Annotated in this window: 17 protein-coding genes; 8 read left to right on the plus strand and 9 right to left on the minus strand. The window is 70.9% G+C overall.

Features of this window, described 5'->3' with window-relative positions:
- Window positions 1–51: 51 nt before the first annotated feature.
- Complete coding sequence (locus IEW87_RS04465; RefSeq protein WP_188711083.1) at window positions 52–459, minus strand: LbetaH domain-containing protein; 408 nt, start codon at window positions 457–459, stop codon at window positions 52–54.
- Window positions 460–638: 179 nt separating this feature from the next.
- Between IEW87_RS04465 and IEW87_RS04470 the strand changes: the two genes are divergently transcribed.
- Both IEW87_RS04470 and IEW87_RS04475 read left to right on the plus strand, forming a co-directional pair.
- Window positions 639–1,889 carry a winged helix-turn-helix domain-containing protein gene (locus IEW87_RS04470; RefSeq protein WP_229730946.1) on the plus strand — a complete coding sequence of 417 codons (1,251 nt, stop codon included), beginning with the start codon at window positions 639–641 and terminating at the stop codon, window positions 1,887–1,889.
- 181 nt (window positions 1,890–2,070) lie between these two features.
- Window positions 2,071–2,868 carry a phosphotransferase gene (locus tag IEW87_RS04475; protein ID WP_188711084.1) on the plus strand — a complete coding sequence of 266 codons (798 nt, stop codon included), beginning with the start codon at window positions 2,071–2,073 and terminating at the stop codon, window positions 2,866–2,868.
- Window positions 2,869–2,970: 102 nt separating this feature from the next.
- Here the strand turns inward: IEW87_RS04475 and IEW87_RS04480 are convergent, their stop codons facing one another.
- The 7 genes from IEW87_RS04480 to IEW87_RS15020 all read right to left on the minus strand — a co-directional run bounded on the left by IEW87_RS04480 (window position 2,971) and on the right by IEW87_RS15020 (window position 16,589).
- On the minus strand, window positions 2,971–5,046 hold the full coding sequence (locus IEW87_RS04480) for a heavy metal translocating P-type ATPase (protein WP_188711085.1): 2,076 nt from the start codon (window positions 5,044–5,046) through the stop codon (window positions 2,971–2,973).
- A gap of 56 nt (window positions 5,047–5,102) precedes the next feature.
- Complete coding sequence (locus IEW87_RS04485) at window positions 5,103–5,570, minus strand: SRPBCC domain-containing protein (protein ID WP_188711086.1); 468 nt, start codon at window positions 5,568–5,570, stop codon at window positions 5,103–5,105.
- Window positions 5,571–5,608: 38 nt separating this feature from the next.
- A complete protein-coding gene (locus IEW87_RS04490) occupies window positions 5,609–6,388 on the minus strand; it encodes a DNA-formamidopyrimidine glycosylase family protein (RefSeq protein WP_188711087.1) in 780 nt (259 codons plus the stop codon).
- Window positions 6,389–6,512: 124 nt separating this feature from the next.
- A complete protein-coding gene (locus IEW87_RS04495; protein ID WP_188711088.1) occupies window positions 6,513–11,492 on the minus strand; it encodes an Lhr family ATP-dependent helicase in 4,980 nt (1,659 codons plus the stop codon).
- Window positions 11,493–11,548: 56 nt separating this feature from the next.
- Complete coding sequence (locus IEW87_RS04500) at window positions 11,549–13,243, minus strand: bifunctional 3'-5' exonuclease/DNA polymerase (protein ID WP_188711089.1); 1,695 nt, start codon at window positions 13,241–13,243, stop codon at window positions 11,549–11,551.
- A gap of 286 nt (window positions 13,244–13,529) precedes the next feature.
- Window positions 13,530–14,471, minus strand: coding sequence for a D-2-hydroxyacid dehydrogenase family protein (locus tag IEW87_RS04505; protein ID WP_188711090.1), 942 nt, complete (start codon window positions 14,469–14,471; stop codon window positions 13,530–13,532).
- Between the two features lie 219 nt (window positions 14,472–14,690).
- Window positions 14,691–16,589 (minus strand): ABC-F family ATP-binding cassette domain-containing protein, encoded by a 1,899-nt coding sequence (locus tag IEW87_RS15020; RefSeq protein ID WP_229730948.1) that lies wholly within the window; start codon window positions 16,587–16,589, stop codon window positions 14,691–14,693.
- Between the two features lie 303 nt (window positions 16,590–16,892).
- Here IEW87_RS15020 and IEW87_RS04520 point away from each other — a divergent pair, with 303 nt between their 5' ends.
- The 3 genes from IEW87_RS04520 (at window position 16,893) to IEW87_RS04530 (ending at window position 18,126) form a co-directional block, all read left to right on the plus strand.
- Complete coding sequence (locus IEW87_RS04520; protein ID WP_188711091.1) at window positions 16,893–17,102, plus strand: OmpA family protein; 210 nt, start codon at window positions 16,893–16,895, stop codon at window positions 17,100–17,102.
- Window positions 17,103–17,383: 281 nt separating this feature from the next.
- Window positions 17,384–17,932: a hypothetical protein gene (locus tag IEW87_RS04525; RefSeq protein WP_188711092.1), complete on the plus strand. Its 549-nt coding sequence runs from the start codon at window positions 17,384–17,386 to the stop codon at window positions 17,930–17,932.
- A gap of 23 nt (window positions 17,933–17,955) precedes the next feature.
- Complete coding sequence (locus IEW87_RS04530) at window positions 17,956–18,126, plus strand: hypothetical protein (protein WP_188711093.1); 171 nt, start codon at window positions 17,956–17,958, stop codon at window positions 18,124–18,126.
- A 96-nt stretch (window positions 18,127–18,222) separates the two neighbouring features.
- On the opposite strand, the gene IEW87_RS04535 is transcribed toward IEW87_RS04530, so the two are convergent.
- Window positions 18,223–18,852 carry an alpha/beta hydrolase gene (locus IEW87_RS04535; protein WP_188711094.1) on the minus strand — a complete coding sequence of 210 codons (630 nt, stop codon included), beginning with the start codon at window positions 18,850–18,852 and terminating at the stop codon, window positions 18,223–18,225.
- An 88-nt stretch (window positions 18,853–18,940) separates the two neighbouring features.
- On the opposite strand from IEW87_RS04535, the gene IEW87_RS04540 reads away from it, so the two are divergent.
- The 3 genes from IEW87_RS04540 to IEW87_RS04550 all read left to right on the plus strand — a co-directional run bounded on the left by IEW87_RS04540 (window position 18,941) and on the right by IEW87_RS04550 (window position 21,979).
- Entirely contained in the window at window positions 18,941–19,237 is a 297-nt protein-coding gene (locus IEW87_RS04540) for a metal-sensitive transcriptional regulator (RefSeq protein WP_188711095.1), read from the plus strand.
- Between the two features lie 11 nt (window positions 19,238–19,248).
- The gene (locus tag IEW87_RS04545) at window positions 19,249–19,479 is read left to right on the plus strand and encodes a heavy-metal-associated domain-containing protein (protein WP_188711096.1); all 231 of its coding nucleotides are present in this window, start codon (window positions 19,249–19,251) and stop codon (window positions 19,477–19,479) included.
- 121 nt (window positions 19,480–19,600) lie between these two features.
- Complete coding sequence (locus IEW87_RS04550) at window positions 19,601–21,979, plus strand: heavy metal translocating P-type ATPase (RefSeq protein WP_188711097.1); 2,379 nt, start codon at window positions 19,601–19,603, stop codon at window positions 21,977–21,979.
- Window positions 21,980–22,133: the final 154 nt, after the last annotated feature.

A 22,133-nucleotide genomic window follows, 5' to 3' on the forward strand; every position in this document is an offset into this window, starting at 1 on the left:
AGGCCGCTCACCCGTGTGGTGAGCGGCCTTGTCGTCGTGAGTCAGCGTGCCCTAGGCAGCGAGATGAAATCCGCGCCGATCGGTGGCGATCCGTTGGCCGTCGCCGATCTTCTCGTCGTCGCCGATCAGGGATCCTCCGGCGATCTGCGCGCCCTTCCCTACCTGGCTGCGCACGCCGATCTTCGCCTTCGCGCCGACGGCGGCCTCGGGGCCGACGTGAGCGCCTGCGTCGATGATCGCTCCGGCGCCGATGATGGCGCCCGGTTCGATCCAGGCTCCCGTGGCGATGCGCGCGCCGTCGAGGACCCGCGCACGCGGTTCGATATACGCGCCGGCTTCGACGCGTGCGGTGGCCGCGACCTTCGCGCCGTGCGCGACGAGGCCTCGACCGTTCGCGTGCTTGCGGTAGCGCAGCACGCCGCCCTGGTCGTCTTCAATGTCGATGTAGTTCTTGCCCACAGTGTCCTTCCAATGTCTGAGGAGTCGGACATAGGGGTCAACGACGAGGAGCCCGTCGTTATTCCCCGCTGAATGCTCATCCTGGTATCTCGCCACACGTACTCGCTGTGGGGCGCCTATGTGCCGCCTGGGAAAGCAGGATCTCCCGAACGTCCGACATCGCGAGTAGCGTCGACGAGGTGGTACGGACGACACTCACAGCGGAGCAGGCGAGGCGCGTCGCGCTCGCGGCGCAGGGCCTCGGCGGACCCCGGTCGGGCGGCACGAGGCGCGCGCTCGCATCACAGATCGCACGGATGGGCGTGCTGCAGATCGACTCGGTGAACGTGTTCGCGCGGTCGCACTACCTGCCCGGGTACTCACGCATTGGCGCGTACGATCCGGCGGCGCTCGACGGCCTCGTGATGCGGCGCCGCCGCCCGACGTACGTCGAGTACCTGGCGCACGAGGCCGCGTTCATGCCGCTCGACGACTGGCCGCTGTGGGGCTTCCGGCGCCACGCGTTCACCGAGCGCCTCACGCGTCCGGGCGCCTGGGCCGCCGAGCCGCACAATGCGGACGTCATCGCGTGCGTTCGCGCAGAGCTGGCCGACCGCGGGGCGCTGAAGCCGAGCCAGATCGAGTCGGTCGTGCGGCAGGCGCGCCGCGGGCCATGGTGGGATTGGGATCACGTCAAGAACGCTCTCGAGCACCTCTGGCGCACCGGCGAGGTCGCCATCGCCGGCCGCGACGGGTTCGAACGCGTCTACGCGCTCGCCGAACACGTGATCCCGGCCGAGCTGCGCGACGATCGCCCGCGCGATGACGCGATCCGCGAACTCGTGCGACGCGCGGCGAAGGCGTATGGCGTCGCCACGCTCGCCGATCTCAACGACTACTACCGCTTCCGCGACCAGAAGGCGGTGCGGCGGGCGATCGACGACCTCGAGGCGGTCGGTGAGGTCGCCCCCGTCGAGGTCGAGGGCTGGACGACCGCCGTGGGGCGATCGATCCCCGCGTGGCTGCACCGCGATGCCCGGGTCCCGCGCGCGATCGAGCAGACCACTCTGCTGACGCCGTTCGATCCCATCGTGTGGTTCCGCGACCGCGCCGAACGGCTGTTCGACTTCCGCTACCGCATCGAGATCTACGTGCCCGGGCCGAAGCGGCAGTACGGGTATTACTCGTTGCCGCTCCTCGTCGATGAGCGCATCGCCGGCCGGCTCGATCTCAAGGCCGACCGGGCGTGTTCGACCCTGCGCGTGCAGTCGGCGTGGTGGGAAAAGGGTGTGGCGGCGGATCCGGATCGCGTCGCCGCGGAATTGCGGCGCGCGGCCGCGTGGCAGGGCCTCGGGCACGTGACGGTGTCGCACTGGGGCGACGCCGCCGACGACATCGCGGGCGCGCTCGCCGCCGACCGCCACGAGCACCCCAACGCGGCGGCGGCGTGAGGGGCGCGGTTCGTACGCTACGTGCCGTCCGCGCGACCCGGTCCGGACCCGCGGTGATGAGCCATAACCGCGTGCGATTTCGAGAGACGGATCCGCGGTTGCGGCGCATCTCCGCGGTTGCGGCCCGCGCTCGCGCTGCCGGAGCAAAGGCAGTGGGGATCATCGAGCGGTTGAGGGGCGTATGAATCCGCCGAGCGACCTCGCGGGCGTGCCCACAGACGCCGAGGTGCCGCGAATCGTCGCCGAACTGCCCGGCGGCGACCGGGCCGAGGCGGTATGGCGCAATCAGCTCGGCGGCGTGACGTTCTGCCTCCCCGCGATCGGATCGCTGCCGGCACGCCACGCCAAGTGGCAGCCCCCACCATCTCGGAGCGGGGCAGATCTGTCGTGCGGAGGGGAACGGCAGTCTGAGAGCGTCGACCTCCGCGTCGAGGCGGAGCGGCTCTCGTGGGCGTCGCAGTTCACCGCGGTGCCGCCCGTGCGTGACGTCGTCGAGGTCGGCCGAGAACAGGTGCTCGTGACTGACACGATTCGCGGCACGTCGGCGGTCCTGGCGCCGTGGACGGAGCGTCCGGCGGCAGCTGCGTGGGCTCTCGGCGCCGGATTGCGCACGTTCCACGATGCGCTGCCTGTCGAAGCCTGCCCGTGGACGTGGTCGAGTCGCGACCGAATTGCGCGGGTCCGCGACGTGCGCACACGCGAGCGACTGGCCAGCGCGAATCCGCGGATCGACCGGCTGGTGGTCTGCCACGGTGATGCGTGCGCGCCGAACACGTTGCTCTCTGACGGCGTGGCAGCCGGCCACGTCGACCTGGGCGATCTCGGCGTCGGCGACCGCTGGGCCGATCTTGCCGTCCTGGCGATGAGCACGGTCTGGAACTACGGCGAGGGATACGAGGGCGAGGTCTACGCGGGGTACGGCGTGGATCCGGATCCCGCCCGTATCGCGTTCTTCCGCGACCTGTGGAACGCGGAGTGAGCGCGGCGACCTTGCCGAGCGTCTCGAAATTGGCCGGGCGTCTTGACCGGATCACGGAATCGGCTCGATCTCGCCGAGTTCCGAGACCCTCGGCGGACGTAGCTACTCTCCGCTGCGCCGCGCGCTGGCGACTGCGGCGGGGTCGAGGTCGAGCCGGCGCAGGAGCTGGGCGTTCGCGGCGACGATGATCGTTGACAGCGACATCAGGATCGCGCCGACCGACATCGGCATGACGAAGCCGATGGGGGCGAGCACGCCCGCCGCGAGCGGCACGGAGATGAGGTTGTAACCGCCCGCCCACCACAGGTTCTGGGTCATTTTACGGAAGCCGGCACGCGACAGCTCGATGACCGACAGCACGGCGCGTGGATCGTCGCTCGCGAGGACCACCCCGGCAGATCCGATCGCGACGTCCGTTCCCGCCCCGATCGCGATGCCGACGTCGGCGCGGGCGAGCGCGGGGGCGTCGTTCACGCCGTCGCCGACCATCGCGACCTTCCGGCCCTCGTCCTGCAGCTGCTTCACAGTGGCGGACTTGTCCTCGGGGCGCACGCCCGCGAAGGCGCGGTCGATCCCGAGCTCGGCCGCCACCGACAGGGCCACCGCCTCGGCGTCTCCGGTGATCATCACGACGTCGACTCCCCGCGCGTGCAGGACGTCGACGGCCTCGCGCGATTCGTCGCGGATCTCGTCGGCGAGGCGCAGCGCACCCGCGGTGGATCCGTCGACGACGACATGCAGGATGATCGCGCCTTCGTCGCGCCACGCGTCGGCGATCGGGCGCTCGTTGGCCGACTCCTCGTCGAGGAGCGCCGGTCCGCCCACCCGCACGGTCTGGCCCTCGACGGTCGCGGTCACACCGACGGCGGGGGAGGAGGAGAAGTTCGTCGCGCTCGGGATCTCGAGGTCCTGGTCTCGGGCCGCGGCCACGATGGCACGGGCGAGCGGATGCTCCGAGTCGGTCTCCGCGGCCGCCGCGAGGGCGAGCACGCGGTCGCTGTCACCGGCGGTCGCGTCGACGCCCGTGACCGCCGGGGTGCCCTTCGTGAGCGTTCCCGTCTTGTCGAACAGCACGACGTCGACCGTGCGCATCGTCTCGACGGCGAGTCGGTCCTTCACGAGCACACCGCCGCGCGCTGCCCGCTCGGTCGAGATCGACACGACGAGGGGGATCGCGAGTCCGAGTGCGTGCGGACAGGCGATGACGAGCACCGTGATGGTGCGCACGACGCCCTCGTCCGGGCGGCCGATCATCGTCCACACGAGCGCGGTGAGGACGGCGGCGCCGAGCGCGTACCAGAATAGCCACGCGGCGGCGCGGTCGGCGAGGCGCTGCGCTCGCGATGACGAGGTCTGCGCGTCGGCCACGAGGCGCTGGATCCCCGCGAGCGCCGTCTCGTCCCCGGTCGCGGTGACCTCCGCGCGGATCCCCGAGTCGGTCGCGACCGTTCCGGCCACGACGGTGTCGCCGGCCGCGCGGTGGACGGGGTGCGATTCTCCCGTGATCATCGACTCGTCCATGCTCGCCGATCCGTCGACGACGCGAGCGTCCGCGGGCACGCGCCCGCCGGGCCGGATCACGATGACGTCGCCTGCGCGCAGCTCGGCCGGCGCGACCGTGACGGTGGTGTCGCCCTCGACGCGTTCGGCCTCGTCGGGAAGGAGCGCGGCGAGCGAGTCGAGCGCGGAGGTCGTCTGCGCGAGTGAGCGCATCTCGATCCAGTGGCCGAGCAGCATGATGACGATCAGCAGCGCGAGTTCCCACCAGAAGTCGAGCTGCGCGTCGATGACCCCGAGGGTCGAGCCCCACGACGCGACGAAGGCGACGGTGATCGCGAGGCCGATGAGCAGCATCATGCCCGGCTGCCGGGCGCGCAGCTCGCTGACCGCGCCCGTCAGGAACGGCACGCCGCCCCACGCGTACATGACGGTGCCCAGCACGGGCGAGACCCAGGGGATCCATGCGGCGTCCGGCAACGGGTAGCCGAAGAACGACGCGAACATCGGCGACAGCCCGACGGTCGGGATCGCGAGGACGAGCATGATCCAGAACAGACGCCGGAACTGACCGACGTGGTCACCGTGGTCGTGTCCCGCGTGACCCGTAGGGTCTGCGTGCACGTGCCCTGCGTGGTCGGTGTTCCCGCCATCGCTGGCGTGTGCGTCGTGCTGGCTCATCGCGTGTCCTCCGACTTCCCGCGCGAACGTTCACCCCATGATACCCCTAGGGGGTATCAATGCTCCGGTTCGAGAAAGGCAGCGAGGTTCGCCAGCGACGAGGTGAGCCCCGCGGCGTGATCGCGCGCCGCGACGCCGAGGGGAACATCGCGCGCGACGATCTCCACGATGGTGCCGGCGGGGTCGTCGTGGAGGTTCCATTCCATCGTCATCATGCCCTGCAGGTTCGGGTCCGTCGCCTCGAACTCGATCTCCTGAACGACGCGTTCTCCGGGGACGATCTCCCGGATCCGCACGTTCGAGACGTCTTCATCCGCGGTCGTCTTCCCCGGGGATCCGCTGGCGTCGTCGTACGTGAGGACAAGTCGGTACGCGCCGCCCGTGCGCATCTCGAACGATTCGAACCGCCCGCGCATGTCCGCGGGCGGCAACCACGTCGCAAGCGCGTCGGCTTCGGTGAGGGCGGCGAAGGCGGCCGCGCGGTCGACGTGTACGAGGAGGCTTGCACGATCGGTGCGTGTCATGCGGCCACCGTAATGCCGTGCCCGAATCGGCGCGAGAGTCAGTCGCGCGACGCCTGGCAGCTCGGGCACCAGAACACGCGACGTTCGCGCGTGGCGTCGCCGAGCGTCGTCTCCTGGATCACCGTGCCGCAGCGCCGGCAGGGCAGGTTCGTGCGCCCGTACACCCAGTGGTCGCGGCCGCGGCGCGTGTCGCCAGTGAACGTGCGGACGGGGCGCGTGAGGTTGCTGCGGATCGCCCGGGCTCCGAGCGAGACGAGCGCAGGGACGTCGACGCGCGACATCGGCGTGTGCGGGTCGACGCCGCGCAGGAAGAGCAGTTCGTTGGCGTACTCGTTGCCGAACCCGGCGACGTTGTGCTGGTCGAGCAGGGCGACGTGTGCGGGGTGCGGATCCGCGGCGAGGCGCGCGGTAACGAGGTCGGGATCCCATTCGGGCCCGAGCGGATCCGGCCCGAGGTGCGCGATCACGTCGCCTTCGCGGTCGCGGGGGAGAAGCTCGACGACGCCGAGGTCGAAGCCGACCGTCTGCCACTCGTCGGTCGCGAGCACGGCGCGCGCCTGGAAGGCGGGCCGACGCCACCGATCGCCGCGCGGGTAGGTGTGCCACTCGCCCTCCATCTTGAGGTGCGTGTGGAGCACGAACTCACCGACGCGGTGCAGGAGGTGTTTGCCCACCGCGCGGACGGACTCGACCCGCTGGCCGGTCAGATCGGCCGTCGCAGCCCGCGGTACGCGCAGGTCGAACGCCGTGAGCACCTCACCCGCGAGCACCTCGTGCAGGCGCCGCGCGGTGCGGTGGGCGGTGTCTCCCTCAGGCATCAGCCATCCTCCTCACATCGGGAGCCATCGCGTTGTCGCCGACCGTCTCGGAATTCGCCGACCGTCGGGAAACCTTGGGCGATGTCGCCGGACCCCGCCGAATTTCGAGACGCTCGGCGAGTAGTCACCGCAGTTCCTTTCGGAGGGACAGCCCCTTCGGCGCCTCGACGAAGCCCGCGGTGCGGAGGTGACGCGCGAGCGGGGACGAGTACGTGCCGACCCCGTTGATCTTCTCCACCGTGAGCGTCTCGAGGCGCCGCGCCCGCGCCTCGGCGGCGAGCCCGCGCATCGCGGCGGCGATCACGTCGTCGTCCTCCGAGAACGCGAGCACCGTGCGGCCGCCGCGCTCGAGATAGAGCACCAGTTCGCCGTCGATCAGCACCACGAGCGCCCCCGCCTTGCGACCGGGGCGATGGGTGACCTCCTCGAGCGCCGGCCACGCGAGCGCCGCGCCATAAGGGTTCGCCGGATCCGTCGCCGCGAGCACGCGCGACGCGAGCGGGGGCGGATCTGCAACCGCACTGAACGTGCGCAACCGATCGATGGTCGTGGAGGCGGCGAACTGCGCGGCGCCGAGCTTCTCGATGAGGTACCCGCGTCGGCAGTGCCCCGACTCCTCGAACGTCGCGAGCGTGCGGTACACCTGCGCGAACCCGCCGGGCGCGCCCTCGTTCTGCACGGATCCGCGTGTCACGACGCCGTACCGATCGAGCAGCAGAGACGCGTGCGCGGCCGCCCGCATCGTGTCGTCGGCCTCGGGCGCGGGCAGTAGCGACCACCTCCCGCCCGCGGCCGGATCGCGCGGAGCGGCGGCCGGGCGCGCGAGCGTCATGCCGCGGAAGGTGCGTGTGCGCGGCGTGCGGCGCTTCGTCTTGTGGCTTTGGGATCCGCCCGACAGCAGCGTGCGCACGGGCGCGAACGTGTCGTTCGTGACGCGCGCGGCCCACACCAGCCGCCACAGCGACGCCGTCACGGCCGCCTCCGAGACCTCCGCCGCTTCGGCGGCCGTGAGCTGCGAGCGCACCATGTCGGCCACCTGCGAGGCGAAGAAGGCCCCGCCCGGCGCGAGCGCCTCGAGGATGCGGGTGTCGAGCGGATCCATCACGATGTCGTCTTCGGGTGCGATCGTGAGCGGCACGGCGTCGGCGGGATGCAGGGCGACCCATCCGTCGCGTCCGGCGATCTGGCCGTGCCCCGACCACGCGACCTCGCCGGCCGCGGTGAGTTCGTCGAGCATGGCCGGCGCGTAGTCGCGCACGCGGGTGGGCAGGACGAGCGTTTCCCAGGCGCTCGCGGGGATCGGCACCCCCGCGAGCTGTTCGACGACCTGCAGCACGCCGTCGACGCCCTCGAGCGGACGATCCATGTGGTGCCATGCGGGGAGGAAGCGCGCGTACGCGGCGGGAGCGACCGGCTCGATGGATCCGCGCAGCGCGGCGAGCGACCGCATCCGGATCCGCCGCAGCGCCTCCGTGTCGCACCACTCCGCCTCATCCGCGAGAGAGGTGGCGGCGCCTTCGGGCAGGAAGAATCCGCCGACGACGCGGCCCTGTGTCTCAAGGCGCTGCAGGGCGTGACGCGCGACCGCCGCGCCGATGCCGAGGCGCTCCGCGAGCGCGCCGATCGTGAACGGGCCGTGCGTGCGCGCATATCGGCTGGCGAGGTCTCCCAGCGGATCCGCGACCGGCTCGGTGAACGCGACCGGAACGCCCACCGGCAGTGCGGTGCCGAGGGCATCGCGCAGACGTCCGGCGTCCTCGATGGCAGCGACGCGCTCGACGCCCGCGATGCTCACGCGGATGGCTCGACGCGCCCGAACCAGATCCTCCAGCAGCCCCGCCGCTTCGTCGGTGCCCGCATGAGGCCCGCCGCCGATTGGGTCGCCAGAGATGGTCGTGTCCGCACCCTCATTCGGCGCCATCTCTGGCGACCCATTGGGTTGGGCGCGGGTTGCCTCACGTGGGTCGCCAGAGTTTGCGTCCGACACGCCGTCGCCTGGCGCCATCTCTGGCGACCCATTCGCATCGGGCACGCCAATGGCGTCACCTGGCCCCGCGGCGGGGGCGAGGCGGGCCGCCACCTCGTCCGCGGTGAGGGGACCGAGCAGACGCAGCAGGTCGGCGACCCCCTCCACGCCGCGCACGCGCCGGTCGGCCGCGAGCCGCTGCACCTCCAGCTCGAAGCGCGCCACGACGTCGGGATCGAGCAGTTCGCGCATCTCGACGCGGCCGAGCAGCTCGCCGAGCAGCGCCGGGTCCACCGATAGGGCGGCCGCCTTGCGCTCGCCGAGCGGGGAGTCGCCCTCGTACATGAATGCGCCGATGTATCCGAACAGCAGGTCGCGCGCGAACGGCGACGGCTGCGCGGGCTCGCTCTCGACGATCCGGATCCGTCGCTCCGCGACACCGCGCGCGATCCGCACGAGCGCGGGCAGATCGTAGACGTCCTGCAGCACCTCGCGCAGCGTCTCAAGGATCACGGGGAACGTTGGGTGACCGCGCGCGACGTCGAGCAGCGCGGCCGATCGCTGCCGCTGCTGCCAGAGCGGCATCCGCTTGCCCGGGCGCAGCCGCGGCATCAGCAACGAGCGGGCCGCGCACTCCCGGAACCGCGAGGCGAACAGCGCGGAGCCACCGACCTCGTCGGTCACGAGCTGCTCGAGCTCGTCGGCGTCGAACACGAACAGTTCGGCGCCGGGCGGCTCGGCCTCGGCATCCGGGATCCGCGCGACGATGCCGTCGTCGCTCGCCACGGCCGACCCGTCGACGCCGAGTCGTTCGCGGATCCGCGCGCTCACCGCGAGCGCCCACGGTGCGTGCACGGGCATGCCGTAGGGCGAGTGGAGGATCAGCCGCCAGTCGCCGACCTCGTCGCGGCCGCGCTCGACCGTCAGCGTCACGTCTGTCGGGAGGGATCCGGTCGCCTCGCGTTGCTCGTCGAGGTGCGCGAGGAGGTTCACGCGCGCGTTGTCGTCGAGTCCGGCCTCTTTCAGCCGCGCGTGGGCGGTCTCGGGCTGCGCCGCCGCGACTTCGCGCGTGAACGCGCCGAGTGCCTCGCCGAGTTCGGCGGGGCGACCAAGGCCATCGCCCGTCCAGAACGGCACACGCCCCGGCTGCCCGTAGGCGGGGAGGACGTTGACGCGGTCGTGCGTGATCTCCACGATCCGCCAGCTCGTCGTGCCGAGCGTGAAGACGTCGTTGACGCGCGACTCGTAGACCATCTCCTCGTCGAGCTCGCCCACGCGGGCGTTCTGCGTCTCGCCCGCGATGAAGACCCCGAACAGTCCGCGGTCGGGGATCGTGCCGCCGCTCGTGACCGCCAGCCGCTGCGCGCCCGGACGCCCCTCGAAGACCCCGCGATCGCGATCCCAGACGATGCGCGGCCGCAGTTCGGCGAACTCGTCGGACGGGTAGCGCCCGGCGAGCAGATCGAGCGTGGCCTCGAACGCACTGCGCGGCAGCGACCGGAACGGCGCACTGCGGCGCACGGTCTCGAACCAGCCCTCGACCTCGACCGAATCGAGCGCCGACGCGGCGACCGTCTGCTGCGCGAGGATGTCGAGCGGGTTCTGCGGCACGCGGATCGCCTCGATCGCGCCTGACAGCATCCGCTCGGTGACGACGGCGGTGTGCAGCACGTCGCCCCGGTGCTTGGGGAACAGGTCGGCGCGGCTGATCTCGCCCACCTGGTGCCCGGCGCGGCCGACGCGCTGTAGGCCGCTCGCGGCGCTGGGCGGCGACTCCACCTGGATGACCAGATCGACCGCACCCATGTCGATGCCGAGCTCGAGGCTGCTCGTCGCCACGACGCAGCGGAGGTCGCCGCGCTTCAGCTCGTCCTCGACGATCGCGCGCTGCTCCTTCGACACGGATCCGTGATGCGCCTTCGCGAGTACCGGCGCCACCCCGGCGGTCTGGCCGCCCTGCGCCGGCATCGCCGCGGCTGGCGCGGTCTGGTCGGGCACGTCCATCCCGAGCCGCTCGGCGTGGATCTCGTTGAGCCGCCCCGTCAGGCGCTCCGCGAGGCGGCGGGAGTTCGCGAAGATGATCGTCGATGTGTTCTCGAGCACGCGGTCGACGATCGCCTCTTCGACGTGCGGCCAGATGGATCCGGTCACCTCCGTGTTCTCGGATCCCTCCTCCCAGAACGCGTCGCTCGCGGGAGCGGCCGGGTCGTCGTCGGAGCCGCCGGGCGTCGCCGCACGGTCGGTCCCGCCACCGTCGGCGCCCGGCGTTCCCTCCCAGAACCGGTCGTCGGCGGGCGCCATCGGCTCGCCCGAGCCCGCCCCCGCGAGATCGGCCCGGTGCGAGGCCTCCCGCGGTGCCGCGGGAGGCGGATCCGTCATGTCGTCGATCGGCACCCGCACCGCGAGCTCGAACGTCTTCGACGCGCGCGGCGCGACGATGTCGACCGGCGCCTCGCCGCCGACGAACCGCGCCACCTCGTCGATCGGGCGCACCGTCGCGGACAGCCCGATGCGCTGCGCCGGCGTCTCGAGCAGGTCGTCGAGCCGTTCGAGCGACACGGCCAGGTGCGCGCCGCGCTTCGAGGCGGCGACCGCATGCACCTCGTCGATGATCACCGTGTGCACCTCGCGCAGGGTGTCGCGCGCGCTCGACGTCAGCATCAGGAACAGCGACTCGGGCGTCGTGATGAGGATGTCAGGCGGATTGCGCAGCATCCGCTGACGATCGCGCGGCGGCGTATCGCCCGACCGCACGCCGACCGACACCTCCGGCGGATCCACCCCCAGCCGCTTCGCCGCCTGCGTGATGCCGACGAGCGGCGACTGCAGGTTGCGTTCGACGTCGACGCCGAGAGCCTTGAGCGGTGAGACGTACAGGATCTTCGTGCGCCGCTTCGCCTTGCGCGTGCGCCCCTCGAAGCCCGGCAGTGCGTCGCCCGACGACCCTTCGCGGAACACGCGGTCGAGCGCCCACAGGAATGCCGACAGGGTCTTTCCGGATCCGGTCGGCGCCACCACGAGCGCGTGACGCCCCTCAGAGATCGCCTTCCACGCGCCCGTCTGCGCATTGGTCGGCGCCGCGAACGCCCCGCGGAACCACGCCGCGGTCGGTTCGCTGAAGCTGTCGAGAACGTCCACGGATCCATCCTGCCGCGGACCACCGACACGCGGGGCCGGAGCTTTGGTGTCGCCCGCTACGCCACCGCGCTGTCGCCGATCGACAGATCGAGCGGGAAGTCGATGGGGAAGCCTCTGAACAGCAGGCGCCCTGCGGCCGCGGCGGACTCGCGCATCGCCTCGGCGGCAGCGTTCGCCTGATCGGCGGGCGCGTGGACGATGACCTCGTCGTGCAGGAAGAACGCGATGTGCGCGCGACGGGCGAACGCGCGTCCGGAGCGCGGCGCCGCATCCTCGGCCGGTACCGCGGGCAGCGCGGCGAGACGGATTCGCAGATCTGCCATCCATGCCAGCGCCCACTCCGCGGCCGTGCCCTGCACGACGAAGTTACGCGTGAAACGGCCGTGATCGCGGGCGCGACGCAGCGCGCGCTGCTCGTCCGCGGCCGTCGTCGCCGTCGACAGCAGTCGCCGCGTCGCCTCATCGAGCGGGGGAGAGGTGCGACCGAGCCACGTCGCGACCGTGCCGCCCTCTTCGCCCGTGCGCGCCGCCTCGTCGACGAGGCGCATTGCGCGCGGGTACACGCGCCGGAGTCGCGGCACGAGGCGCCCGGAGTCGCCGGTCGTTGCACCGTACATTGCGCCCAGCACGGCGATCTTCGCCTCGGATCGCGTCGCCACCGCCCCGTCCGCGACGACGCCGTCGTAGAGATCCTGCCCGCGTGCGGCGTCGGCCATCCGCTCATCACGCGCCATCGCGGCGAGCACGCGCGGCTCCAACTGCGAGACGTCGGCGTCGATGATGCGCCAGCCGGGATCCGCCCGCAAGGCCGCCCGCAGCTGCCGCGGAATCTGCAGCGCGCCGCCACCGGCCGCCGCCCAGCGCCCCGTCACGACGCCGCCGGGCACGTACACCGGGCGGAACCGGCCATCGCGCACCCACTCGTCGAGCCACGCCCACCCGTTCGCAGTGAGCAGGCGCGCGAGGCGCTTGTACTCGAGCAAGGGCGCGATCGCCGGATGGTCGATCTCCTGCAGCACCCACTTGCTCGTGGAGTCGACGTGCATGCCCGCCGCCCGCAGCGCCTTGAGAAGCTGTGGTGGCGAATCGAGTGACACCTGCGGATCCTCGAGCGCCCCGCGCACCTCGCCCGCCAGCCGCGCCATCGTGGTGGGAACGCCGCCGGCTCCCCGGTGCCCGAGCGCGTCTTCGAGGATCCGGTTGTGTTCTGCGGCGTCCCATGGGACGCCCGCCGATCGCGCCTCGGAAGCGACGAGCGCTCCTGCCGATTCCGCAGCGAGCAGCAGCCGCATACGCCCCGGATCCGAGGAGGCCTCGAGCGACTCGTCTTGGCGCGCGAGCTCGCGCAGCACCTCGTCGAGCGCGTCGCGTCGCGGTCCGGTGTCGAGGTCGAACAGGGCCGGAGCGTGCTCCTCGTCGGGGGCGTCCCACTGCGCATGCGCGGCGAGCGCGGATCCGGGCACGGCGTTCTTCAGGATTGCGTGACTCAGTCGCAGGTCGTGGCAGCGCTCGATCCTCACGCCGGCCGCGAGGAGGGAGGGGTACCACTCGGCGGTGCTCGACCACACCCAGCGCACGCGGCGTTCCGTCTCGCGCGCCGCGACCCAGGCGGGGAACTCGGCATCGCTCAACGTACGGCGCACCCCGTCCGGATCGGCGGCGACGATGCGCCGGTCACTCGCGCGCCCGATCGCGATGCGCGCCGCGTCGCCCCAGGGGGACTCCGCCTCGGTGCGACGGTTCGGATCCATCTCCCCATCCTCCCGCGAACCCGCCCGCCCACATGACGCAAATGCACCCACCCCGCCGCGGTTGGCGCCATTTGTGTCATATGGCGCGGGGGCCGCGCTTCAAGTGACGCAAACGCACCCAAAACGCGGTGGTTGGAGCCATTCGTGTCATATGGGGCAGCCGCGCTCTAGATCACGCAGATGCACCCTCCCCGCCGCGGTTGTCATGTGGGGCAGCGGCGCTCCAGTCGCGCAAAGGCACCTTCCCAGCGCAACGAAGGTGCCTTTGCGCGACCGGAATGGCCCGCTACCCGATGACCCGAATTGGGGACCCCTGGATCCATGCCGCGATGTCTTCGGCGGCCTGACCGTAGTAGATCCGGTAGGTCTCGTCAGTGACGTAGCCGATGTGCGGCGTGAGGACAGTTCGCGGGGCGCTGCGAAGCGGATGGTCGCGAGGGAGCGGTTCGGTGTCGTACACGTCGATCCCGGCGCCGCGGATCCGCCCCGCGCGGAGCGCATCGAGCAGCGCGTCGGTGTCGACGAGCGGACCCCGCGACGTGTTTACGAGGATCGCCGAGCTCTTCATGAGCGCGAGTTCGGCGGCGCCGATGAGCCCGCGACTGCGCTCGCTCAGCTTGTAGTGCACGGTGACGACGTCCGAGGTGCGGAACAGCTCCTCCTTGGTGACGCGGGTCGCGCCCTGCGCGGCGGCGGTGTCGGCATCGAGGTTCTGGCTCCACGCGACGACCTCCATGCCGAACGCTTGCCCGATGTGCGCCATGCGGGATCCGAGTCTGCCGAGGCCGACGATGCCGAGGCGACGGCCGTCGAGGCCACCGCCGATCGTGGTCTGCCAGCCGCCGTCGCGAACGGCCGCGTTCTCCGTCGGGATCTCCCGCAGCACCGCAAGAATGAGCCCCCACGCGAGCTCGGGCGTCGCCGTTCTGGGCGATTCGGTGCCGCACACGACGACACCGCGCGCGTTGGCGGCCGCGACATCGATTACGGCATTGCTCGGCCCCGTCGTCACGAGCAGCCGCAGGTCGGGCAACTGTGCGAGCACCTCGGCCGTGAACGCGGTGCGTTCGCGCATCGCGACGACGACCTCCGCTCCGGCCAGGGCGCGCAGCAGCGCATCGCCCACGAGGGGTTCCGACTCGAACCGCACGTCATCGGCACCGAGTGCGTCCCAATCGGCATAGCCCTCGGCGACCCGCTGGTAGTCGTCCAGCACGACGATCCTCATCTGCCCACTCCTCACGCATCGGTGCGCCTGAAACTACCAGCCGCCCGATTCGTGTGACGCCCGTGACCCTTCGTTGCGTCGGGAAGGGTCACGGGCGTCACACGAACGGCGTAGCGATGAGCTCGCCGCGCCCCCCGCGGCGACATCTCCATCCGCGGCGTCGGCGGGGCCGCTCTAATCCGCCACATGACACGAATGCACCATCCCGCGGCGGATGGTTCAGGTGGAGCTCGCCGCTACCTCCGCCAACGTCCCATCGCGCAGCTCGAGCGTGAGGTCGGGGGCGAGTCGCCGCAGGAACGCCGCGTCGTGGCTGACGATCAGCACGGCTCCGCGGTAGGCGCGCAGCGCTGCGAGCAGCTGTTCGGCCGTGTCGACGTCGAGGTTGTTCGTCGGTTCGTCCAGTACCAACAGCTGGGGCGGCGGATCCGCGAGCAGCAGCCGCGCGATCGAGACGCGGAAGCGCTCACCGCCGGAGAGGTCGCCGATCGGTCGGTGCGCTGCTTCGCCACGGATGAGGAACCGCGCGAGGCGATTGCGCAGCTCTCGATCGGGAACATGCGGCGCCGCCCGCTGCACCGCGTCGATCGCCGACTCGGCGTCATCCAGCGCGTCCAGTCGCTGCGGCAGGTACGCCACCCGGTCGGTATGCAGCTTCGACGCCGCAGCGCAACGCCACCAGTCCGCGACGGGCGCGGTGTCAGATTCCGGATCTGGTTCTCCCGCACACGTCGCGGTTTTGAGCCCCGTATCCGTCGCCGCGAGCCCAACGAAGCCTGGATCTGCCGTCGCGAGCCCACCGTGTGCGGGATCCGCGGGAGCCAGCCCACCATGTCCCGGAGCCTGGCGTGCGTTGCGGACTCCCACTCCGCTGGACCCCGGCTCTGTCGCTCCCAGTCCGCCTGGCACCGAATCCGCGGCCGCCAGTCCGTCGGCCCCCGCGCCGCCGCCGGCGTCACCGGCCCCCGCGCCCCCGCTGGCATCGCCGATCCCCAGCAGCGCCCGCAGCAGGGAGGTCTTGCCGGCGCCGTTCGGACCGACGAGCGCCACCCGCTCCGGGCCCTGCACGATCCACTGCCGCTCGCCGTCACCGAGCGTCAGGATGCGCCGTCCCGCCGCCACGCCGGGGTCCGGCAGATCGAAGACCACTGAATCGTCCGAGCGGATCCGCGCGTCGGCCTCATCTCGCGCGGCCTGGGCCGAACCCTCCTTCCCACGGGCCTCGATCCGCAGGCGGCCGGCTGACTCCTCCGCCCGTCGCGCGTACGCATTCGCCACGATCGTCGGCAGTGTCTCGGCCTTCTTCTTACCCTGGCGGTTGCGGCGCGCGATCTTCGTCTCGAGCTCGATCCGCTGGCGCTTCTCCTTGGCGAGCACCTTCTTGGCGTCCGTGAGGTCTTGCCGCGCGGCCTCCTGCTCCGCGTCGACCGCCGCGCGCCACTCCGAGTACGGTCCGCCGAACACCGTGAGCTGGTGCCCGTGCAGCTCGGCGGTGGCGTCCATGAGCTCGAGCAAGTCGAGGTCGTGCGACACGATCACGAGTGTGCCGCGCCACGAGCGCACCATGTCGTACACGCGCTGCCGGGCGTCGCCGTCGAGGTTGTTCGTCGGCTCGTCGAGCAGGGTCACGGACGCGGCAGCGAGACGGATCCCCGTGAGCGCCGCGAGCATCCCCTCGCCTCCCGACAACTCGCCGACCCGTCGGTCGAGCACACTCGGATCCAGACCCGCTTCGGCGAGCGCCGCGTGCGACCGCGCTTCGACGTCCCAATCGTCGCCGACCTCGTCGAACCGCTCGGGAGCGACGTCGCCGACCGCGATCGCCCGTACCGCATCGAGGGGAGTGGCGACGCCGAGGAGCGACGCCACCCGGGCACGAGTGTCGAGCGTGAGCCGCTGAGGAAGGTACGCGACGCGGGCTGCGGCATCGTCGACGAGCGCGGCGCCGGACGTCGGCGACAGCTCGCCCGCGATGAGCTTGAGCAGCGTCGACTTGCCGGATCCGTTGCGGCCGACAAGCCCGGTGCGTGCGGCGCGCAGGGCGCCGGAGACGCTGTCGAGGGCGACGGATCCGTCCGGCCACGCGAACGTGAGGTGGTCGAGAACGATTACTGGCATGGAAAACCTCCCGGGATCAGTGCACGGATGCGCTGATCGGCGGAGATGCCAGAAGAACGGTGCATCGGACCAGCGCGGATGGGCGCTGCGCGATGCCTCAGGAGTGAGGGTGGTCGGTCAGCGCGAGATCACGCGAGGTTCCACACCGATTCGTTCCGTTCGTCGGGGACAGGACGATGGAACGCTACGCGACCGTGCAGATGCGTGTCAACACTCCACCAGACGAAGTCGGATCTCCGTCGCCCGGCGGAGGCGCGCCCGCGGCGTGCTCGGTAGCGTCGAAGACGGGAAGGTGGTCGCAGCATGGTCGGCGAGCGGAAGACGCAGAAGGCGTGGGGCATGGGGCTGTGCATCGCCCTCGGCGCGGGAGTCGGGACGGCGATGTCCGTGTCGATGGACAACTGGGCCTATCTCGCGATCGGCATTGGCGTCGCGGTGGCCATCGGCGGTTCCCTGGGAGGCAAGCCGAAGCGCGACGAGGGTGAGAACGGGACCGAGCGCGCGCCGCAGTGACGCCTCCGGTAGCGTGGTCGTCGCCAGCAGCGTGATGCTCCTCACAGCGTGTTGCCTCTCAGAGCGCGGCGTCCCTCACAACGTGACGTCTTCTACAGCGTGATGCTTCCCACAACGCGACGCTTCCGACCGCGTGACGCCTCCGGCATGATCGCTTCCCACAGTGCGCAGTGACCACACGGGTCCCGCCGGCGCCCGAGCGCAGCCACGAGATCTCCCTCCAGCGGAGGATGTGCAGCACGTCGCGGATCCGTACCTTAACGGGAGGAGGCGGTGAGCAGATGACCGAAGCGGCGGAGAAGAAGCGCGAACCGAACTGGGGCTCCGGAATGGCCCTCGGCATCGTGTTCGGCGTGGTGATGTCCATCGTGCTCGACAACTGGGCGTTCGTCGGGATCGGAATCGCGCTGTCGGTCGCCTTCGCCTACGGCACCGGAACGGAGGCATCGGAGGACGAAACAACCGATGACGCAGCCGGCGCGGATCCGGCCGGCGACGGTGACATGACCGGCGATCGCGACGACCCTGACGGTCGCGACGGCGATGATGCAGGTGACGCGGATCCGACTGACGACGACACCGGCCACGGCCTCGGCGACGTGGGCGCCGCGGATCTGATCAGCGCCGACGTTGATGGCGGCACGGCGGGCGCCGACGACACGGACCACGGCTTCGGTGACGTTGTCGGCGGCACTGTGGGCGACCCCGACGACACGCGCGGCGACGCAGACGCTGAGGACCCGACGGACGAGACCGACAACGACGACGATGACGTCAGCGGTCACGCCTGCGGCGACGCCCCTGACCCGCCCGGGTCGGCGACGAGCTGACGGGATCGCGTTACCGTGATCGCATGACCGATCGTCGGCCCGGCAGGCTGAAGCGGGGCCTTGTCGTGGCCATTAGCCTCGTGGCGGGCGCGCTGGCGTGGCTCGTCACGGACAGCATCCTCTGGCTCGGTGTGGGCGTCTCGTTCGCGGTGATGTTCGCCGTCGCGCTCGCGTCATCGCGCGACGACCGCTGACAGCCCGGATCCGCACGGCGAGTGGCTGACGTCTGCGCGTCGTGAGGTGCGCTCATTCGGGCCCGTCCCCGGGCACCGCACCCGCTCGGATCCGCGTCAGTCGAGCTGCTTCGCGACGAAGCGCGCCAGGTCCTCGAGTTCCTGCGGGGAGACCGCGTGCGACAGCCCGGGATAGATGCGCCCGACGAGGTCACTGTGCCCCGGCAGCCACTCGGTGGTGTGCTGGATCGCAGCCTGCGGGATGACGGTGTCGGCGGATCCGCGCCCCCAGAACACGGGCGGACGCTGCTCGGCGATCACGTCGTCGCCCGGAAGCGATCCGCCAGCCGCGTATCCGGACAGGTTCGCGACGAAGTCGACCCGCTCGGGAGCGAGACGCAGCGCCTGCAGTGCGATCGCGCCGCCCTGCGAGAACCCGATCAGGCCGACGCGGGTCGGGGAGACAGTGTCCAGCCACTCAAGCAGTCGGGTCGCGCCGTGCGTGATGGCTTCCGGATCCCGCGAGTCGAGTGAGTCGATCGCGTACCAGGAGTGGCCGCTCATCGGGAACGGCGGCTCAAGCGGCGCGCGCACGGAGGCATAGACGAAATCGCCCGGCAGGTGCTCGCGGAGAGCGAACAGATCGCGTTCGTCGGATCCGTATCCGTGCAGGAACACGATGAGGGGATCGTCCCCCGGATCGCGCGACCACAGCACGGCATCGTTGTCGAGAGGCGGCGTCAGCATGGATCCATCATCTCTCAGAAGCGGATCGCGCGTCGCGGGAATACCCCTGGGGGGTATGCTGTTGGCACCAATGACGAGAGGGAGTCGCATGACGGATCACAGCCACCACGGCTACATCGATGGCAAGGACAAGGTGCTGGCGCGCCTGCGCCGGATCGAGGGTCAGGTGCGAGGTCTGCAGCGGATGGTCGACGAGGAGCAGTACTGCATCGACATCCTCACGCAGGTGTCGGCGACGAAGAAGGCGCTCGAGTCGGTCGCGCTCGGTCTGCTCGACGACCACCTCTCACACTGCGTCGCGGATGCCGTCCGGGAGGGTGGCGACGTGGCGAACGACAAGATCACCGAGGCGTCCGACGCGATCGCGCGCCTCGTCCGCTCATGAGGAGGAATGACATGACCACCAAGACGTATTCCGTTCAGGGAATGACCTGTGGCAACTGCGTGAACCACGTGACCGAGGAGGTCTCGGCGATCACCGGCGTGGAGAAGGTCGACGTCGACCTCGCGAGCGGTCGCCTCGAGGTGACGGCGTCCGTGATCGACGACGCCGCGGTGAAGGCGGCGGTCAACGAGGCTGGCTATTCCCTTGCCGCGCCCGGCGACCTCGGCCTGAGCCCCGCGTAAGCCTCCCCGGCCCGCAACGAAACGCGGAGATCTCACGTATTGCGGGCCGAATACGCGGATCTGCCCGTATTTCGTGAGATCTCCGAGTTTCGTGGCGTCCGATCGAACGAGTGAGGAACCGATGAGTACGACTGAGCTCGACCTCGACATCCAGGGGATGACGTGTGCGTCCTGTGCAAACCGCATCGAGCGGCGGCTCAACAAGCTCGACGGCGTCACGGCGAGCGTGAACTACGCGAGCGAGAAGGCGCACGTGTCATTCCCCGACGCGCATACGCCCGAGGATCTGATCCGCACCGTCGAGGAGGCCGGCTACGGCGCAGGCCTTCCTTCGCCGATATCGAACGACGACCCTGACGCGAGCGACCCGTTGCGTACTCGCCTGATCTGGAGCATCGCGCTCAGCGTGCCGGTGATCCTCGTCGCGATGATTCCGCCGCTGCAGTTCCCGGCGTGGCAGTGGGTGTCTCTGCTGCTCGCGCTGCCGGTCGTGTTGTGGGGCGGATCCGGGTTCCACCGCGCCGCGTGGATGAACCTCCGCCACGGCGCCGCGACCATGGACACGCTCGTCTCGGTCGGCACGCTCGCCGCGCTGGGGTGGAGCGTGTACGCGCTGGTCTTCGGCACGGCGGGCGAGATCGGCATGACGCACGGATGGTCGCTGCTCGCGACGCAGGCCGACGGATCCGGATCCATCTACCTCGAGGCCGCCGCGGGCGTGACGACGTTCATCCTGCTGGGACGTTACATCGAGGCGCGCAGCAAGCGCCGCGCGGGCGACGCGCTGCGCTCGCTGCTGGATCTCGGCGCGAAGGACGTCGCGGTGCGCGGAGACGATGGCGTCGAGCGGCGGATCCCCGCGAGCGAACTGCGCGTCGGTGACGCGTTCGTCGTGCGCCCGGGGGAGAAGATCGCCACCGACGGCGAGGTGATCGAGGGATCCAGTGCCGTCGACGTCTCGATGGTCACGGGCGAGCCGGTGCCCGCCGAGGTCGGGGTGGGATCCGCCGTCACGGGCGGCACGGTCAACGCGAGCGGGCTGCTCGTGGTGCGGGCGACGCGCGTCGGCAAGGACACGCAGCTCGCGCAGATGGCGAAGCTCGTCGAAGACGCGCAGGCGTCGAAGGCGGAGGTGCAGCGGCTCGCCGACCGGATCTCGGGGATCTTCGTGCCGATCGTGATCGTTATCGCGATCGCGACGCTCGCCACGTGGATCCTCATCGGACAGCCTGTTGCGGCGGCGTTCACGGCGGCCGTCGCGGTGCTGATCATCGCGTGTCCGTGCGCGCTCGGCCTCGCGACGCCGCTCGCGATGATGATGGGGACGGGAACCGGGGCGAAGCGCGGGATCCTCATCAAGGATGCCGCCGCCCTCGAGCGTGCCCGGCGCATCGACACGATCGTGCTCGACAAGACAGGCACGGTGACCGAGGGGCGGATGACGCTCACACAGGTCATCCCGGCCGCTGGCGAATCGGCTGACGACGTGCTCCGGACCGCGGGCGCGCTCGAGGTCGCTTCAGAGCACCCCATCGCGCGCGCCATCGCCACCGCCGCCGTTGAGTCGCCACACTTTGCAGCTCCGGGCACCCTCCCCGCCGCCATCTCTGGCGAGGCATTGGGTGATGAGTCGCCACACTTTGCAGCTCCGGGCACCCTCCCCGCCGCCATCTCTGGCGAGGCATCAGGTAATGGGTCGCCAGACTTTGCAGGCGCAACCACCCCTCCCGCCGCCATCTCTGGCGACCCACTTCCGGGGGTGACCGACTTCCGCAACGTGGAGGGGCTCGGCGCGCAGGGCATCGTCGACGGGCGCGCGGTCGTCGTCGGACGTCCGCAGCTGCTCGACCAGTGGTCGGTCGGCCTCACACCCGAGCTCCAGCGCGCGTTCGACGAGGCGCAGGCCACCGGCGCGACCGTCGTCGCCATCGCGTGGGACGGCGCCCCGCGCGGCCTCCTCGCCGTGGCCGACACCGTCAAACCCACCAGTGCCGAGGCAGTGGCCGAGATGCGCGCGCAGGGCCTGGATCCGATCCTCGTGACCGGCGACGCCGAGGCGCCCGCCCGCGCGGTGGCCGCCGAGGTCGGAATCGACCGGGTCATCGCCGGCGTCCTACCGCACGAGAAGGTGACCGTGGTGACGGAACTGCAGCAGGAAGGGCGTACCGTCGCGATGGTCGGCGACGGCGTCAACGACGCCGCGGCCCTCGCACAGGCGGATCTCGGTATGGCGATGGGCACGGGCACCGACGTTGCGATCGAGGCAAGCGATCTGACCCTCGTCCGCGGAGACCTGCGAGTGGCGGCTGATGCCGTGCGGTTGTCGCGCAAGACGCTCCGGATCATCCGGGGCAACCTGTTCTGGGCATTTGCGTACAACGTCGCGTCGATCCCCCTCGCCGCCGCGGGACTGCTCGCGCCGATGCTCGCGGGCGCCGCCATGGCGTTCAGCTCGGTGTTCGTGGTGCTCAACAGCCTGCGCCTCCGCCGCTTCCGCTGATCCGGCGCCGCCACGTCACCCGCAGCTGACCCGTCGATGCGCTCCCCGCGCTCGTTGGGGAGCAAGACCGCCACACAGTCGCGGAGCAGGACGCGCGTGCCCTCATCGCGAGCGGCGTCGACGTGCGGGGCATCCGAGGAGCCCGGCATTCCGT

Source organism: Microbacterium faecale, from assembly GCF_014640975.1.
In the GTDB taxonomy this organism is placed as follows: Bacteria; Actinomycetota; Actinomycetes; order Actinomycetales; family Microbacteriaceae; genus Microbacterium; species Microbacterium faecale.

Coding starts and splice junctions, on each gene's coding strand:
- IEW87_RS04520 (WP_188711091.1), top strand. CDS start 16,893: ATGGTCGGCGAGCGGAAGACGCAGAAGGCGTGGGGCATGGGGCTGTGC.
- IEW87_RS04490 (WP_188711087.1), bottom strand. CDS start 6,388: ATGCCTGAGGGAGACACCGCCCACCGCACCGCGCGGCGCCTGCACGAG.
- IEW87_RS04475 (WP_188711084.1), top strand. CDS start 2,071: ATGAATCCGCCGAGCGACCTCGCGGGCGTGCCCACAGACGCCGAGGTG.
- IEW87_RS04550 (WP_188711097.1), top strand. CDS start 19,601: ATGAGTACGACTGAGCTCGACCTCGACATCCAGGGGATGACGTGTGCG.
- IEW87_RS04530 (WP_188711093.1), top strand. CDS start 17,956: ATGACCGATCGTCGGCCCGGCAGGCTGAAGCGGGGCCTTGTCGTGGCC.
- IEW87_RS04535 (WP_188711094.1), bottom strand. CDS start 18,852: ATGCTGACGCCGCCTCTCGACAACGATGCCGTGCTGTGGTCGCGCGAT.
- IEW87_RS04480 (WP_188711085.1), bottom strand. CDS start 5,046: ATGAGCCAGCACGACGCACACGCCAGCGATGGCGGGAACACCGACCAC.
- IEW87_RS04505 (WP_188711090.1), bottom strand. CDS start 14,471: ATGAGGATCGTCGTGCTGGACGACTACCAGCGGGTCGCCGAGGGCTAT.
- IEW87_RS04525 (WP_188711092.1), top strand. CDS start 17,384: ATGACCGAAGCGGCGGAGAAGAAGCGCGAACCGAACTGGGGCTCCGGA.
- IEW87_RS04545 (WP_188711096.1), top strand. CDS start 19,249: ATGACCACCAAGACGTATTCCGTTCAGGGAATGACCTGTGGCAACTGC.
- IEW87_RS04500 (WP_188711089.1), bottom strand. CDS start 13,243: ATGGATCCGAACCGTCGCACCGAGGCGGAGTCCCCCTGGGGCGACGCG.
- IEW87_RS15020 (WP_229730948.1), bottom strand. CDS start 16,589: ATGCCAGTAATCGTTCTCGACCACCTCACGTTCGCGTGGCCGGACGGA.
- IEW87_RS04485 (WP_188711086.1), bottom strand. CDS start 5,570: ATGACACGCACCGATCGTGCAAGCCTCCTCGTACACGTCGACCGCGCG.
- IEW87_RS04540 (WP_188711095.1), top strand. CDS start 18,941: ATGACGGATCACAGCCACCACGGCTACATCGATGGCAAGGACAAGGTG.